General features: G+C 70.2%; 14 protein-coding genes. 6 read left to right on the top strand and 8 right to left on the bottom strand.

What is annotated here, in order from left to right; translation table 11 throughout:
- Window positions 1-5 precede the first annotated feature (5 nt).
- The 6 genes from ACFXJL_RS13140 to rsmI all read right to left on the bottom strand — a co-directional run bounded on the left by ACFXJL_RS13140 (window position 6) and on the right by rsmI (window position 6,421).
- Window positions 6-917, bottom strand: a complete 912-nt coding sequence (locus tag ACFXJL_RS13140) for a 4-(cytidine 5'-diphospho)-2-C-methyl-D-erythritol kinase (protein ID WP_384691871.1) — start codon at window positions 915-917, stop codon at window positions 6-8.
- On the bottom strand, window positions 914-1,771 hold the full coding sequence (rsmA, locus tag ACFXJL_RS13135) for a 16S rRNA (adenine(1518)-N(6)/adenine(1519)-N(6))-dimethyltransferase RsmA (RefSeq protein ID WP_384691868.1): 858 nt from the start codon (window positions 1,769-1,771) through the stop codon (window positions 914-916). Before rsmA ends, ACFXJL_RS13140 begins: the two co-directional genes overlap by 4 nt.
- Window positions 1,768-3,141, bottom strand: coding sequence for a ubiquitin-like domain-containing protein (locus tag ACFXJL_RS13130; RefSeq protein WP_384692136.1), 1,374 nt, complete (start codon window positions 3,139-3,141; stop codon window positions 1,768-1,770). The genes rsmA and ACFXJL_RS13130 overlap by 4 nt, the downstream gene beginning before the upstream one ends.
- A gap of 844 nt (window positions 3,142-3,985) precedes the next feature.
- Window positions 3,986-4,858: a TatD family hydrolase gene (locus ACFXJL_RS13125; protein ID WP_358877269.1), complete on the bottom strand. Its 873-nt coding sequence runs from the start codon at window positions 4,856-4,858 to the stop codon at window positions 3,986-3,988.
- Between the two features lie 33 nt (window positions 4,859-4,891).
- On the bottom strand, window positions 4,892-5,359 hold the full coding sequence (locus ACFXJL_RS13120) for a hypothetical protein (protein ID WP_358877268.1): 468 nt from the start codon (window positions 5,357-5,359) through the stop codon (window positions 4,892-4,894).
- A 129-nt stretch (window positions 5,360-5,488) separates the two neighbouring features.
- Complete coding sequence (gene rsmI, locus ACFXJL_RS13115) at window positions 5,489-6,421, bottom strand: 16S rRNA (cytidine(1402)-2'-O)-methyltransferase (RefSeq protein WP_384691865.1); 933 nt, start codon at window positions 6,419-6,421, stop codon at window positions 5,489-5,491.
- A 393-nt stretch (window positions 6,422-6,814) separates the two neighbouring features.
- Here rsmI and ACFXJL_RS13110 point away from each other — a divergent pair, with 393 nt between their 5' ends.
- Window positions 6,815-8,539, top strand: a complete 1,725-nt coding sequence (locus ACFXJL_RS13110; protein WP_384635823.1) for a dolichyl-phosphate-mannose--protein mannosyltransferase — start codon at window positions 6,815-6,817, stop codon at window positions 8,537-8,539.
- A gap of 325 nt (window positions 8,540-8,864) precedes the next feature.
- Complete coding sequence (locus ACFXJL_RS13105; RefSeq protein ID WP_358877266.1) at window positions 8,865-9,218, top strand: DUF805 domain-containing protein; 354 nt, start codon at window positions 8,865-8,867, stop codon at window positions 9,216-9,218.
- Between the two features lie 178 nt (window positions 9,219-9,396).
- Here ACFXJL_RS13105 and ACFXJL_RS13100 read toward each other — a convergent pair whose 3' ends face one another.
- On the bottom strand, window positions 9,397-9,825 hold the full coding sequence (locus tag ACFXJL_RS13100) for a PPOX class F420-dependent oxidoreductase (protein WP_358877265.1): 429 nt from the start codon (window positions 9,823-9,825) through the stop codon (window positions 9,397-9,399).
- 210 nt (window positions 9,826-10,035) lie between these two features.
- Between ACFXJL_RS13100 and ACFXJL_RS13095 the strand changes: the two genes are divergently transcribed.
- From ACFXJL_RS13095 to ACFXJL_RS13080, 4 genes are all read left to right on the top strand, one after another.
- Window positions 10,036-11,664 carry a penicillin-binding transpeptidase domain-containing protein gene (locus ACFXJL_RS13095; RefSeq protein ID WP_358877264.1) on the top strand — a complete coding sequence of 543 codons (1,629 nt, stop codon included), beginning with the start codon at window positions 10,036-10,038 and terminating at the stop codon, window positions 11,662-11,664.
- A gap of 57 nt (window positions 11,665-11,721) precedes the next feature.
- Entirely contained in the window at window positions 11,722-12,213 is a 492-nt protein-coding gene (locus ACFXJL_RS13090) for a YbaK/EbsC family protein (RefSeq protein ID WP_384691860.1), read from the top strand.
- 34 nt (window positions 12,214-12,247) lie between these two features.
- On the top strand, window positions 12,248-13,099 hold the full coding sequence (locus tag ACFXJL_RS13085; protein ID WP_384691857.1) for an EamA family transporter: 852 nt from the start codon (window positions 12,248-12,250) through the stop codon (window positions 13,097-13,099).
- Window positions 13,100-13,226: 127 nt separating this feature from the next.
- Window positions 13,227-13,655 carry a VOC family protein gene (locus tag ACFXJL_RS13080; protein WP_358877261.1) on the top strand — a complete coding sequence of 143 codons (429 nt, stop codon included), beginning with the start codon at window positions 13,227-13,229 and terminating at the stop codon, window positions 13,653-13,655.
- Window positions 13,656-13,837: 182 nt separating this feature from the next.
- On the opposite strand, the gene ACFXJL_RS13075 is transcribed toward ACFXJL_RS13080, so the two are convergent.
- Window positions 13,838-14,587, bottom strand: coding sequence for an SDR family NAD(P)-dependent oxidoreductase (locus ACFXJL_RS13075; protein ID WP_384691854.1), 750 nt, complete (start codon window positions 14,585-14,587; stop codon window positions 13,838-13,840).
- Window positions 14,588-14,620: the final 33 nt, after the last annotated feature.

Genomic DNA, 14,620 nt, shown 5'->3' with positions numbered 1-14,620 from the left:
GGCGTTCAGACGATGGTGGCGCCCGGCGCGGGGGAAGTCGCCACCCGGGCCGTGCGGCAGGTGCCCGATGCCCTGAGCGCTTCGGCCACCGCGGTCGCCGCTTCCGCGTTCTTGGCCAGGAACGCCGTCGTGGGACCGGAGCCCGAGACGAGAGCGGCGAGCGCACCGGCCGACATGCCCAGGTCCAGGGTGGAGCGCAGGGAGGGCCGCAGGGACAGGGCCGCGGGCTGGAGGTCGTTGGAGAGGGCCCCGGCCAGTGCGGTGGGGTCTCCGGAGCGGAGCGCCTCCAGCAGCGCGCCGGACGCCCGGGGCGCGGGCACCTGCACGCCTTCGTTGAGGCGATCGAACTCGCCGTACACCGCGGGGGTCGACAGTCCACCGTCCGCCGCCGCGAAGACCCAGTGGAAGTTGCCGCCCACGGGCAGTTCGGTGAGCTGTTCCCCGCGCCCGGTACCGAGCGCCGCCCCGCCGACCAGGCTGAAGGGGACGTCGCTGCCCAGTTCCGCGCAGTCGGCGAGCAGGGCTGCGCGGGTGGAGTGCAGCCCCCACAGGGCGTCGCAGGCCAGCAGCGCCGCAGCACCGTCCGCGCTGCCTCCGGCCATGCCACCGGCGACGGGAATGTCCTTGGCGATGTGGATGTGCACATCGGGGGCGATGCCGTGGCGTTCGGCGAGCAGGGTGGCGGCGCGCGCCGCCAGGTTCGATGTGTCCAGGGGGACCTGGTGGGCGTCGGGCCCCGCGCAGGTGACGGTCAGCCGGGCGGCGGGGGTCACCGTCACCTCGTCGAACAGGGACACGGCGAGGAAGACGTTGGCCAGGTCGTGGAAGCCGTCGGGGCGGGCGCCGCCCACGGCCAGTTGGACGTTGACCTTGGCGGGGACGCGTACGGTCACGCTCCGGTCGTCGACACCGCTCATGCCTTGGCCTCCGCGATCCTGGCGAACTCCGCCACCGTCAGGGACTCGCCGCGCGCCTGGGGCGAGACCCCGGCCGCCACCAGGGCCTCTTCGGCAGCCGCGGGGGAGCCGGCCCAGCCCGAGAGGGCCGCGCGCAGGGTCTTGCGGCGCTGGGCGAACGCGGCGTCGACCACGGCGAACACCTCCGCCTTGGTGGCGGTGGTCTCCGGTGGGTCGCGGCGCACGAGGGAGACCAGACCGGAGTCCACGTTGGGAGCGGGCCAGAACACATTGCGTCCGATGGAGCCGGCCCGCTTCACATCGGCGTACCAGTTCGCCTTCACGGACGGCACTCCGTACACCTTGTTGCCCGGAGACGCGGCCAGTCGGTCCGCGACCTCGGCCTGCACCATGACCAGCGTCCGCTCGATGCTGGGGAAGCGGTCGAGCATGTGCAGGAGCACGGGCACGGCCACGTTGTACGGAAGGTTCGCGACCAGTGCGGTCGGCGGCGGGCCGGGCAGTTCCTCGATGAGCATCGCGTCCGAGTGGACGAGGGAGAAGTGCGTGGCGCGCTCGGGCAGCCGGGCGAGGATCGTGGCGGGCAGGGCACTCGCGAGTACGTCGTCGATCTCGACGGCGACCACCTCGTCGGCCGCCTCCAGGAGCGCCAGGGTCAGCGAGCCCAGCCCCGGTCCCACCTCCACGACCACATCGTCGGCGCGCACCTGCGCGGTACGGACGATCCGGCGGACGGTGTTGGCGTCGATGACGAAGTTCTGACCGCGCTGCTTGGTGGGGCGTACGCCCAGTGCTGCGGCCAGTTCGCGAATGTCGGCGGGGCTCAGAAGTGCGTCGGGCTCAGTGGTGCTCACCGATACAGCCTACGGCCGCAGTGCGGCCACGGAGTCGCGCCCCTTTGCACGTACAGCTTCTTCGCCCGGTACGTCTGCTCGGCGGCGGGTGCGTCCTGCGGTCGGCCGCTGCCGCCCAGGGCCCGCCAGGTGCCGGTGTCGAACTGGTACAGGCCGCCGTGCGTGCCCGACGAGTCCACGGAGTCGGGGCGGCCACCGGACTCGCACCGGGCGAGCGCGTCCCAGTTGAGTCCTTCGGCGCCCTCGACGGATTGGGGCATCCGCTGGGTGCCGACCTTGATCAGTCGGGTCACCGGCTCCTGGACCACTTCGTCCGCGAGCTTCTTCGGCTTCTGCCGGACGCCGTTGACGCTCCGCAGTTCATAGGTGACCCGCCGGGTACCCGGCCGGCCCTGCTGGGTGACGATCTCGGTGCCCCGGAACAGCTGCGGGTCCTCGGTCCTGACCGTGTCGTACGGGATCGACTCCTCGCGCACCTCGCGTGAGCCGGAGATCCGCATCACGGTCACCGTCTGCCCCTGCCGCGGGAAGCTGTCCGGGGCCACGGAGGTGGTGTCCTGTCCGCGGAGGGTGATGCCGGCCTCGGCCAGGGCCTGCGCGACGGTGGCCGCGGTGGTGCGGACGGTGCGTGCGCGGCCGTCAGCCATGAAGGTGACGGCGCGTTCGGTCCGCACGTCGAGGGCGAGGCCGCGACGGGAGATCGGCAGCGAACGGGACGCGGAGAGATGGGCGCCCTCGGCGCGCACCCCGAGTTGGCGCAGGGCGCCTTCGACGGTGCGGGCGGTGGTCCACACCCGACGGCGTTCCCCATCGAGCGTGAGGGTGACGGGCCTGCCGTAGCGGACGACGACGTCATCGCCGCTGACGAGGTCCTGACCGGGCGAAGGGGCGACCAGATCGTGGTCGCCGACCTCGACGCCCTCGTCCGCGAGGAGTTCCTCGACGTCGTCGGCGAAGGTGTGCATCGTGCGGGGGACGCCGTCGACGGTGAGGCGCACGGCCTTGTCGCTGGCAACGAAGGCGGAGGTGCCACCGGCGAGGAAGGCGACCACGAGTGCCTGGGGGACGAGTTTGCGCAGGGAGTCCGGCCGGTCGGCCGCGCGCCGACGGACGGGGGCGGTGGGCAGTCGTGGCTCCGCCGGGGCCTTCGGCGCATCGGGTCCAGGCGGTACGGGGTGCGGTGGGAGGGGCTGCGTCGGTGCGGGCTGCGGCGGGGTGCCCTGCTGCGGTCCGGGCCGGGCGTCCTCGTAGGCGTCCGGGCCGAGGTCGACGTCCAGTGCGGGGTCGTGCGCCTGGGGGCCGAGGGAGCCTTCGAACCATGGGTACGGGACGCCGGCCGCTGCTTCCGGCTGGTCGAAGAGGCTGGGCAGGGGGCGGAAGACGGGCCCGGGGCCCGGGGTGAAGCGGTGGTCCAGCGGCGGCCCGGTCGCCTCATCGGACGCGTGGTAGGGATCGAAGTGGTCGGAGAGCCCTCCGACGCCCGGCCCCGAGCCGTTGGCCAGGCCGGAGAAGTCCCAGTCCCCGCCGGCGGGGAGGAAGCCGCTGCCCTGGTCGAAAGCGCTGCCTTGCTGGAACCCGCCGTGCTGATCGAACCCACTGTGTTGGTCGAACCCACCGTGCTGATCGAAACCGCCGCCCGGGGCGAACCCGCTGCCCGGCATCGGGCCGAGCCCCGGCGATCCGTCCAGCGGACCGAGCGGGTCGGACGCGAACCCGTCCCACGGTGCGTGGGAGCCGGTCACCGACTCCGATGCCTCCCACTCCCCCTGGAACGGCCCGGGTTCCGCCTCGGTCCGCGGGAAGGGCGCGTACGGGTCCGCGAGGTCATGGGGTCCGGCCTCGGGCCCGCCCACCGGGTCGTACTCCGCGCCGAACCCGGGCGCGAATCCCGTCTCGTGCCCGGGATGGCCCCCGGCCGCTCGGCCGGCGTCCGACGGCGATCCGTACGGGCGCGCGGGAGCGTAGTCGTAGCCGAACGGGTCGGGGGCCGCGGCCCCTACCACCCCCGTCGCGTTCGCGCTGCCCGCCGCTCGGTGTCTGCCCTGCGCACTGCTCACATCGCTCACGACGCTCCGTAAGGTCCGGGTCCGTTTCGCTCGATGGCGCTGCGGCCGGGACGCTATCGGAGGAACAGTCACTCTCCAAAGCGAATCGACTACCCTGTGTCGCGATTCTGGGGTGTGCGGGCCCGAGGGGCGCCCTGTCCGTTATCCCTCAGTAATCGAACGCGGCTGCTGTGTTCGCCGCCACCGCCGCGGCCAGCGTGTCCTCGTCCAGCCCCTTCACCACGGCCATGGCACGCAGCGTGACCGGAATGAGATACGGCGCGTTAGGCCGTCCGCGGTAGGGCACGGGGGTGAGGAACGGCGCGTCCGTCTCCACCAGCACCAGTTCGCGCGGGGCGACGGCCAGCGCATCACGCAGCGGCTGGGCGTTCTTGAAGGTCACGTTCCCGGCGAAGGACATGTAGTAGCCGGCGGCTGCGCAGATCTCGGCCATCTCCGCGTCACCGGAGTAGCAGTGGAAGACGGTCCGCTCGGGCGCACCCTCCTCCGCGAGGATGCGCAGCACATCGGCGTGGGCGTCACGGTCATGGATGACCAGGGCCTTGCCGTGCCGTTTGGCGATCTCGATATGGGCGCGGAACGACCGCTCCTGCGCGGCCACGCCGTCCGGACCGGTACGGAAGTAGTCGAGGCCGGTCTCCCCCACGGCCCGCACCTGTGGAAGTGCGGCGAGCGCGTCGATCTCGTCGAGCGCGTCATCGAGTGCGACCTCGCCACCGGCTTCCCGCGGGATCTGCCGCGGCCCCCCACCCCCCGGTTCGCCGAGGACGATCCTCGGGGCCTCGTTGGGGTGGAGCGCGACCGCCGCCCACACGGCGTCGTGGTCGGCAGCCGTCTGCGCGGCCCAGCGCGATCCCTTGATGTCACAGCCGACCTGTACGACGGTCGTGACTCCCACGGCTGCGGCCCTGGCCAACGCCTCCTCGACGGTGCCCTCCTGCATGTCCAGGTGGGTGTGGGAGTCGGCGACCGGAACCCCCAGCGGTTCGGGCAGCGGCGGCGGGGCGGACGAGGCACTCATGGGCGCGATCCTACGAGGCTCGCGCCCATGGGCTCACCTGCGGTGGAAAGGGTGCAGCAGATCGGAGAGGTGCCAGTGGTGCTTGGCCTTCGCCGGGGTGCCCGACCGGTCCTGCGCAGCGGTGGCGCCCGCCCCGGGGTCCAGTTCGTCCTCGATCTCGCCCGCGCCGAGGGGTCCGGCCGTCGGGGACGTGGGAGGCGACTTGCGCTGCCGTCCCGAGCGGGGACGGGTAGTGCTCATCGATCGGGCCATCAGGTCCATGACCGACGAGACCTGTCCGGCCCGCATGATCCGTACGACGTGACCGCCGCAGTTCAGACACGTGGGGCTCGACAACGGGGACGGAACCCGTTCACCACCCGCGCGGTAGACGACGTACTCCTGTCCGTGGCTGTCGATGTGATGCTCGATGTCGTACGCCTGTTCCCAGCCGTGTCCGCAGCGCATACAGGCGAAGGCGTATGCCTCATGGACCCTGGCGGTGCCCGCGATCTCACTCATGCCTGCTCCTCTCCACTGCCCCAGTGGACGCCCATTCCGGCGGGAGCGCATCAGCGCCTGTCGAATAATGGAATGCTCTTTTGCCTTCCCATGCCCGGAGGGGTCCGGACACGGTCTGGGCTTTGCTTTCTACGGTAGTCCTTTACCGTCTGAGGGGACTGACCGAGCCGTGTTCTTTGCCGCCACGACGGCATCGAACACCTCCCGCTTGGGCACCCCGGCCGCGACCGCCACCGCCGCGATGGCCTCCTTGCGCCGCTCCCCCGCCTCCTCGCGCACCAGCACCCTGCGCACCAGTTCGTCGGGGTCGAGATCCCCGGGTGCGGCGTCCGGGGCTCCCTCCACCACAACGGTGATCTCGCCGCGCACCCCCTCGGCCGCCCAGGCGGCCAGTTCGGCGAGGCCGCCGCGCTTGATCTCCTCATAGGTCTTGGTCAACTCCCGGCACACCGCGGCCCGACGGTCCGCGCCGAACACCTCCGCCATGGCCGCGAGGGTGTCGTCGAGCCGGTGGGGGGCCTCGAAGTAGACGAGGGTGCGCCGCTCGGCCTGGTTCTCCTTGAGGCGGGCGAGGCGCTCGCCCGCCTTGCGCGGCAGGAAGCCCTCGAAGCAGAAGCGGTCCACCGGGAGGCCGGACAGGGCGAGCGCGGTGAGGACCGCGGAGGGGCCCGGCACGGCGGTGACCCGGATGTCCCGGGCCACGGCCGCCGCAACCAGCCGATAGCCGGGGTCGGACACGGACGGCATGCCGGCGTCGGTGACCAGCAGGACGCGCGCACCACCGGCGAGGGCCTCGACGAGCTCCGGGGTGCGCGCCGACTCATTGCCTTCGAAGTAGGAGACGACCCGGCCCTGGACCTGGATGCCGAGGGCCTGGGTGAGGCGGCGCAGCCGTCGGGTGTCCTCGGCGGCCACCACGTCGGCCCCCGCCAGTTCGGCGGCCAGCCTGGGCGGGGCGTCGGCGACATCGCCGATGGGGGTCCCGGCGAGGACCAGCAGTCCGGCCGAGGGGTCGGTCTGCTGCGGTCCGGGGGGAGTTTCACGAGGCGGCTCAGTCGTCACGCCGTCCATTGTCCCAGCGTCGGCGCGGGTGTGAGCCCGCGCGGGCGGGTCAGGGCGTGATCTTCACCGGCACACGGACTGGCGCGTGTGATCTTCTCGGACGCACCGGCGTGCGCGGGCGGGTCGGGAGCGTGGCAGACGCCGTCGTCGTCCGGTGCGAGGTTCCCGGCCTGCGCAGGGGCGGATCGGGAGCCTCGACGACTGTGGGGACCCTCACGCCGGTGCCGCCCGCGGTGGAGCAGCCGGGCGCCCCGGAGGCCGCGCAGCGGGGCGGGACCGCCCTGGTTCACCGGCCGTTGCCGCTCATGTGGAACCCGTGCTCATGGCGACGGCGCACCCCGAGCATGGGGACGGACGCACACCCAGGTCGGTCTCGTTCCCTACGATGGCGCGGTGACCAGTACCGCGCCACAGACCGTCCCGGGCAAGGACGCCGACGAACAGCCGTCCGGCTGGCAGCAGCGTCTGCGCAGATTCGGCTATGTGCCACGTCCCGTGATCGGGCTGCGCGAACGCCTGGTGCCCCCCTACACCCGCCCTTCCGAACGGGTCTGGCCGGTGTTCGGCATCCGACCGGAGCGGGTGAACGCGCTGCTGCGGGCATCCGCCTGGGGCGGCCCACTGCTCGTGGCACTGGTCGCGGGCCTGCTGAGGTTCTGGAACCTGGGCAAGCCGAACGCGGTGATATTCGACGAGACGTACTACGCGAAGGACGCGTGGGCGCTGATCAACCAGGGGTACGAGGGCAGCTGGCCCAAGGACATCGACAAGAAGATCCTCCGGGACCCCTCGTCCGTCGACATCCCCGTCGACCCCGGCTACGTGGTGCATCCCCCGGTCGGCAAGTGGATCATCGGCATCGGCGAGAAGCTGTTCGACTTCACCCCCTTCGGCTGGCGCTTCATGGTGGCCGTGCTGGGCACGCTGTCGGTGCTGATGATCTGTCGCATCGGTCGCAGGCTGTTCCGCTCGACCTTCCTCGGCTGTCTCGCGGGTCTGCTGCTCGCCGTGGACGGACTTCACTTCGTGATGAGTCGTACGGCCCTGCTCGACCTGGTGCTGATGTTCTTCGTGGTCGCCGCCTTCGGGTGTCTGCTGCTCGACCGGGACTGGGCACGGTCCAAACTCGCGGCGGCGCTGCCCCTGGACGAGAACGATGTGCTGCATCCCGATCGACGGATCGCGGAGACCCTGCGGCTCGGCTGGCGGCCCTGGCGGATCGCGGCCGGTGTGATGCTGGGACTGGCCGCGGGCACCAAGTGGAACGGCCTCTATGTGATGGTCGCGTTCTGCGTGATGGCGGTGCTGTGGGACGTGGGCGCCCGGCGCACGGCGGGTGCGGTGCGACCGTACCTCGCCGTGATCAAGCGGGATCTGCTGCCCGCGTTCGTCTCCACCGTGCCGGTGGCGATCGTGACCTACATCGCGTCCTGGTCGGGTTGGATCTTCACGGACAAGGGCTACTTCCGGGACTGGGCCGAGAACGACGGCAAGGACTCCTCCTGGGACTGGCTCCTGCCCGATTGGCTGCGCAGCCTCTGGCACTACGAGAACGAGGTGTACGACTTCCACGTCTCCTTGACGTCGGGACACACCTACGAGTCGAACCCATGGAGCTGGATCGTCCTCGGACGCCCGGTCTCGTACTACTACGAGGACCCCAAGGCCGGTGAGCAGGGCTGCCCGGCCGACGCCGCCGACAAGTGCGCGAGCGAGGTGCTGGCGCTCGGCACTCCGCTGCTGTGGTGGGCGGCCTGCTTCGCGATCTGTTACGTCCTGTGGCGCTGGTTCTTCCGCCGCGACTGGCGGGCCGGGGCGATCGCGTGCGCCATCGCGGCCGGTTGGGTGCCGTGGTTCCTCTACCAGGAACGCACGATCTTCCTGTTCTACGCGGTCGTGTTCGTGCCGTTCCTGTGTCTGGCGGTGGCGATGATGATCGGCGCGATCCTGGGCCCGCCGGGCTCGGACGAACGTCGGCGAGCGATCGGGGCGATCGGCGCCGGGGTGCTGGTGCTGCTGATCATCTGGAACTTCATCTACTTCCATCCCCTCTACACGGGCACCCCGATCCCGGTGGAGGACTGGCGCGATCGGATGTGGCTGGACACCTGGGTCTGACGCCCCATCAGCCCGGAGCGGGACGGCTCCCGGCAACTGGGCGGGGAGAGGCTGCCGGGACGGGTGGGGTTTCACTTCTGCCTTGCCGTGCGCCTCACACACCGCTCAGCGGCTTTAGGTGGCCTTTATCGAAAATCGACTGACCAGGCTGAACGTCAGATCTTGAGAAGATCAGGACACGGGACGGTCACGAAGTGTCCTGCCATGTCACGGGACGGCAGCCAACTGGACAAATGTCTTGACCCGCTCACTTCAAGCCCCCTACGTTTCGGCTGGCCTAGTCCATCGGGACGGGCCTCCGTCGCTGTCCTATGGGGGGACGAACGTGAACTATTACCTGGACGTCGTCAAGCAGTACGCAGTGTTCAACGGCCGTGCGCGCCGCAAGGAATACTGGATGTTCTTCCTGATCAACTTTGTGATCAGCATCGTCCTGTCGATCATCGAAGCACTGGCCGGCATCTCGCCGTTCCTCTCCTTGATCTACGGCCTGGCCGTCCTGCTGCCGAGCATCGGCGTAGGAATCCGGCGTCTGCACGACACCGACCGCTCCGGCTGGTGGCTGCTGATCGGCCTGGTGCCGCTCGTCGGATTCATCATCATCCTGGTCTTCACCTGCCTTGAGGGCCAGCGTCACGACAACAAGTACGGACCCGACCCCAAGGCGGGCGGGTACTAGACCACGTACGTGCCGGCTGGTCGGGACCGCTCCCCGACCGGCCGGCACTTTGTTGTCTGCCCTCTGCCCACTGCCCCCCTGCCTTCGAAAACCGACAACCGACACCACGACGTCCCCGCCTCGCCTCGCCTCGCCTCGAAGCGTTCACGTCCTGGAGGGCTGGCCCCCCGCAACATCGTCAATCGGTCAGCCCGGCGACGGCATTCACCTTGGCGACCCGGACCCTGACGGTCAGTTCGTCCGGCCCGCTGTTGCGCCGCCCGAAGTCCTCGGCCTGGTCCTCGCCCATATAGCGGGCGGCGATCCGCGTCGCCCAGTGCAGGGACTGCTCCTCGTCCTCGCTGACCTCCGCCTGCCCCTGGAGGAGCACGAAGGCGAACGGCGGTTCGTCGTCCTCGATGCAGATCGCAACCCGGCCGTCCCGGCGCAGACTGCGGCCCTTGACCGACTCCTTGCTGGTGTTGAAGACCAGTTCGTCACCGTCCAGGAGGAACCACACGGGTGCGACATGGGGGCTACCGTCGACCCGTACGGTGGAGAGCTTCGCGGTGCGGGTGCCCTCCGAGACGAACTTCCGCCACTCGTGCTTCGTCATCGTCTTCGCCATTGCCCCATCTTCGGGCCAGGGGCGCCGGGTGGCCGGTCCGGCACGCCGGGGCTCATGCTCAGGTGACCGCCGAGGTCCTCCCGGAGGGAAAAGCTCCACTGTCGCGTTCCCGTAACAGTCCTGGGGGACCGTCAGAGAGGTCCCGTAAGGTGCACGAGACATCCACTTTCTTGAACACGTTCAAGGGCTTCTGAGAAGGGACCGCGCCAGATGCGCAGCGGAGTGAAGGTCGCCGTCATCGGCGGAGCATTCGTCCTGGTCGCCACCGGTGTGGGATACGGCGGTTACACGCTGCTCTTCGACGACGACCCCACCTCCACGATGTCCGCGCCGGCGCGCAAGACCGGGCCGCCCGACCCCACCGAGATCGACCGGACGTCCAAGGCTTTCCTGGCGGCCTGGGCCGCGGGCAACGCCAAGGAAGCCGCCCAGCTGACCAACAATCCGGTCGAGGCGGAACCACTGCTCGCCGGATACCGGGCGGACGCGAAGGTCAGCAAGACCATCATCACCCCGCAGGCGGCCACCGGCGCGAAGGTCCCCTTCAGCGTGACGGCGACCGTCACCCACGGCGCCGTGAGCAAGCCCTGGTCGTACTCCTCGTACCTCCAGGTCGTCCGGGGGTTGAGCACCGGCAAGCCGCTGGTCGAGTGGACGCCGGCCGTGCTGCACCCCAAGCTCCAGAAGGGGACGAGCCTGAAGACCGGGCCGACGACAGCCGCCCCGGTGACGGCGGTGGACCACAGCGGCCGTGAGCTGTCGCGCGAGCAGTACCCCTCGTTGGGGCCGTTGTTGGACGCCCTGCGCAAGAAGTACGGGAAGGTCGCCGGCGGCACCCCGGGGGTGGAGTTGGTCATCACCTCCACCGATCCGAACGCAGCCGACCAGACCCTGTTGCCCATCAGCGAAGGCACACCGGGCAAGCTGCGCACCGCCCTCGACGCCGATGTGCAAGCGGCGGCGGAGGCAGCGGTGAAGCAGCATGACTCCGCGTCGCTGGTGGCGATCAAACCGAGCACGGGAGAGATCCGGGCGATCGCCAACAGCCCGGCAGGCGGCTACAACACGGCGATGCTGGGCGCCCAGGCCCCCGGCTCCACTATGAAGATCGTCACCGCGGCGATGATGCTGGACAAGGGCCTCGTCGACGGCCCCGCGTCGAAGGTGGAGTGTCCGGCGACCGTGCAGTGGATGGGCCGGACCTTCGAGAACCTCGAACGCTTCTCGATCCAGGACAGCACCTTCAAGGACAGCTTCCGCCGCTCCTGCAACACCACCTTCATCAAGGCGGTGAAGCCACTGGACGAGCGCGGTGAATCCGGTACGGCACTGGGCGAGACGGCGCGCAAGTTCTTCGGCATCGGTCTGGAGTGGAAGACCGGCGTGGCCACCTTCGACGGCAAGGTGCCCGAGTCCGACGGCACCGAGACCGCGGCCTCCTACATCGGACAGGGCAAGATCACCATGAACGCGCTCACCATGGCTTCGGTGTCAGCGACCGTGAAGGACGGCGGATTCCGCCAGCCCGTGCTGGTGCCCCCGTCGCTCGACGACCGCGAACTGGCCACCGCCGAGCGGATGCCCGGCTCGATGTCGGCCGCCCTGCGGGAGATGATGGCGGCCACCGCCCAGTCCGGCTCCGGGCGGGCCGCGATGACTTCGGTGCAGGGGAACAAGGGCGCGAAGACGGGCTCGGCCGAAGTCGACGGCCAGGGGAAGTCGAACAGTTGGTTCACCGCGTACGCGGGGGACCTCGCGGTCGCGGCGGTGGTGCAGTCCGGCGGCCGTGGCGGCGAAGCAGCGGGCCCGGTGGTGGCGAAGGTCCTCAACGCACGGTGACGCGGGTCGCCCTGGCAACCCCTCCCGTGTCTGCACGACTACCGCTAGCGTGCGGCCATGAGCACCTCCTCCGAGACCCAAGCCCACCCCCGATTCGCCGAGGCCCTGCGCACGTTGGGCCTCGACGTTGAGGTACGCCGCTTCCCCGACGCCACCCGGACGGCCGCCCAGGCCGCGACCGCCATCGGCTGCGATGTCAGCGAGATCGTCAAGTCACTGGTCTTCGCGGCCGACGGGGTGCCGGTCCTGGTGTTGATGGACGGCTCCTCGCGGGTGGACGTGGAGCGCGTGCGCGAGGAGTTGGGCGCCGGGTCCGTGCAGCGTGCGGACGCCGATCTGGTGCGCCGGACCACCGGGTACGCCATCGGCGGCGTACCGCCGTTCGGCCATGCCACGAAGACCCGGGTCCTTGCGGACCGCGCCCTGCTGAACCACAACGTCGTCTGGGCAGCGGCGGGCACGCCTCACACCGTCTTCGCGATGGACCCCAAGACCCTGGTCTCCCACGCGGGCGGCGAACTGGTGGACGTACGCGAGCGCACGGCGTGAACACCGCCGCCCGCGGTCGAGACGGGTACGGCACATGACCCCGCTGGTGATCTCCGCGGTGCTGCTCGCAGCGGTCACCCACGCCACGTGGAACGCCATGGCGCACGCGGTGAAGGACCGGTTCGCGGCCTTCACCCTGCTCGTCGGGGGCTCCGCGTTGGTGGGAGCCGTCCTGGTCTGCTTCACCGGACCGCCGAAGGCCGATGCGTGGCCCTATCTGATCGCATCGGCGCTGCTGCACCTCGGCTATCAGGCGCTGCTGTTCAAGTCGTTCAGCCTGGGCGACTTCGGTCAGATGTACCCGATCGCCCGTGGGACGGCGCCGCTGGTCGTGTTCGTGCTCGCCGCGCTCTTCCTCGACGAGCAGTTGACCGGCTGGCAACTGGCGGGCCTGGTGCCGGCGGTGGCGGGGCTCGTTGGAATCGCCCTGTGGGGCATCAAGGGCTCCACACTCCGCCCAGAGTGGCCCGCCCTCCTCGCCGCCCTGGCGACGGGCCTCTCCATCGCCGCCTACACGGTGGTCGACGGCGCCGGAGTACGGGCCTCCGGATCAACGTTGAGCTATATCGCCTGGCTCACGCTCCTCCAGGGCGCCCTGGTCCCGTTCTACGCCCTCGCCACCCGGGGCCGTGAACTGCTGCCCCGACTGCGGCCCCACGCGGCCCGCGGCCTGCTCGGTGCGGCCCTGTCGATGGTGGCCTACGCCCTGGTGCTGTGGGCCCAGACCAGGGCCCCGCTGGCGACGGTCGCGGCGCTCCGCGAGTCCTCGATCATCGCGGGTGCGGCCATAGGAGCCCTGTTCTTCAAGGAACGCTTCGGCGGCCCGCGCCTGGTGGCGGCCGGGCTCATGGTGGTGGGGATCGGACTGATGCTGCAAGCGGGCTGAGACGGGGGCTGCGGACCGGGAGCAGCCCAGTCGCCCTCGGCCACCGCGCACCGCACTCAGTACGGCTGCACGCAGTGCGGCTGCACGAAGCGGTCGTTGTCAGTGACGGGCGCTAGCGTCGTTGAGCATGACCGTACGCTTTGATCTGACCCTTGACTGCCACAACGCACCAGAGTTGGCCGTGTTCTGGAAGCTCGCCCTCGGGTATATCGACGAGCCGCCGCCACCGCCCTTCAAGACCCGGGAGGAGTGGGCCGCCCACTTCGACCCCGACGGCGACAACTCCGACGACGCCGGGGAGTGGCTCTGCGACCCCGAGGGGATCGGGCCACGGCTGTCGATCCTGAAGGTGCCCGAGCCCAAGATCGCGAAGAACCGGCTGCACATCGACATCCGACTGTCTGGGGACGGTACGGCCGATGAGCGGTGGGAGCGCATCAAGGTCGAGTCGAGCAGACTGGTTTCGGCAGGGGCGACGGTGCTGACGGAGGTGGACGGATATCACATGGTGATGGCCGACCCCGAGGGCAATGAGTTCTGCATCTCCACCAGTTAGCTCGCCTTCTGGGGGTTGGCTCACTTTCTCGGGGCTGGCTTAGTCGGGGCTCGCTTAGTCGGGGCTCGCTTCGACGCCGAGGAAACCGCGCCCACCCCGCCCATCAGCCGCCAGGCACAGCGCTCCGGGCCGTACGCAACGGGCCGGAAGCGCGCTTGGCGGTCTGGCCGGAGGCCGGGCGCTCATGCGTTCGTCCCCGCATCGACCGTGATGGCCGCACCCGTGATGGCACGCCCGCCAGGGCCGGCCAGATGCAGGACCGTGGCCGCCACATCGTCGGGATCGAGGAAGTGGCCCAGCGCGGAGAGAGCCCGCTGCCCATCGGCGGTCTCACCGTCGACCGGGTTCATGTCCGTGTCGGTGGAGCCGGGGTGCACCACATTGACCGTGATGCCGCGCGGGCCGAGCTCACGGGCCAGCCCCCGGGTGAGTCCGCCGAGGGCCGCCTTGCTCATCGCGTACAACGCGATGCCGGGGAACGGCACCCGGTCGGCGAGATTGCTCCCGACGCTGATGATCCGCCCGCCTTCGGTCAGATGGCGCGAAGCCGCCTGGGCGGCGAGGAAGGCTGCCCGGGCATGCACGGCCAGGGTGCGGTCCAACTCTTCCAGGGTGACGTCCTCGAACGGGCCCCAGGGATAGATCCCGGCGTTGTTCACCAGGATGTCCAGCCGACCCCATGCCGCTGCCGCGCTGTGGACCGCCCTGCTGACCTCGTCGGCATCGGCGGCATCGGCCTTGATCATGAGCGCGCGTCCACCGAGCTCCTCGACCTCCTCCACCACCCCTCGCGCCAACTTCTCGCTCTCCGGACTGACATAGGTGAAGGCGACGTCCGCGCCCTCACCGGCCAGCCGTCTCACGATCGCCGCACCGATCCCCCTGCTGCCGCCCGTCACCAGCGCAGCCTTGCCCAGCAGTGCGTCACCCATGATCCCCCACTTCCGTATCGACCACTACAGAAA

This window comes from Streptomyces sp. NPDC059256 (genome assembly GCF_042753785.1).
Lineage (GTDB): Bacteria > Actinomycetota > Actinomycetes > Streptomycetales > Streptomycetaceae > Streptomyces.
The sequence above is the reverse complement of the archived record's forward strand: the minus strand, read 5'-3'. Positions and strand labels throughout refer to the sequence as shown.

What these genes read in the sequence shown, in the direction of transcription:
- ACFXJL_RS13095 (WP_358877264.1), top strand. Translation starts at nt 10,036, where the DNA reads ATGCGCAGCGGAGTGAAGGTCGCCGTCATCGGCGGAGCATTCGTCCTG.
- ACFXJL_RS13080 (WP_358877261.1), top strand. Translation starts at nt 13,227, where the DNA reads ATGACCGTACGCTTTGATCTGACCCTTGACTGCCACAACGCACCAGAG.
- ACFXJL_RS13140 (WP_384691871.1), bottom strand. Translation starts at nt 917, where the DNA reads ATGAGCGGTGTCGACGACCGGAGCGTGACCGTACGCGTCCCCGCCAAG.
- ACFXJL_RS13125 (WP_358877269.1), bottom strand. Translation starts at nt 4,858, where the DNA reads ATGAGTGCCTCGTCCGCCCCGCCGCCGCTGCCCGAACCGCTGGGGGTT.
- ACFXJL_RS13085 (WP_384691857.1), top strand. Translation starts at nt 12,248, where the DNA reads ATGACCCCGCTGGTGATCTCCGCGGTGCTGCTCGCAGCGGTCACCCAC.
- ACFXJL_RS13120 (WP_358877268.1), bottom strand. Translation starts at nt 5,359, where the DNA reads ATGAGTGAGATCGCGGGCACCGCCAGGGTCCATGAGGCATACGCCTTC.
- ACFXJL_RS13090 (WP_384691860.1), top strand. Translation starts at nt 11,722, where the DNA reads ATGAGCACCTCCTCCGAGACCCAAGCCCACCCCCGATTCGCCGAGGCC.
- ACFXJL_RS13100 (WP_358877265.1), bottom strand. Translation starts at nt 9,825, where the DNA reads ATGGCGAAGACGATGACGAAGCACGAGTGGCGGAAGTTCGTCTCGGAG.
- ACFXJL_RS13075 (WP_384691854.1), bottom strand. Translation starts at nt 14,587, where the DNA reads ATGGGTGACGCACTGCTGGGCAAGGCTGCGCTGGTGACGGGCGGCAGC.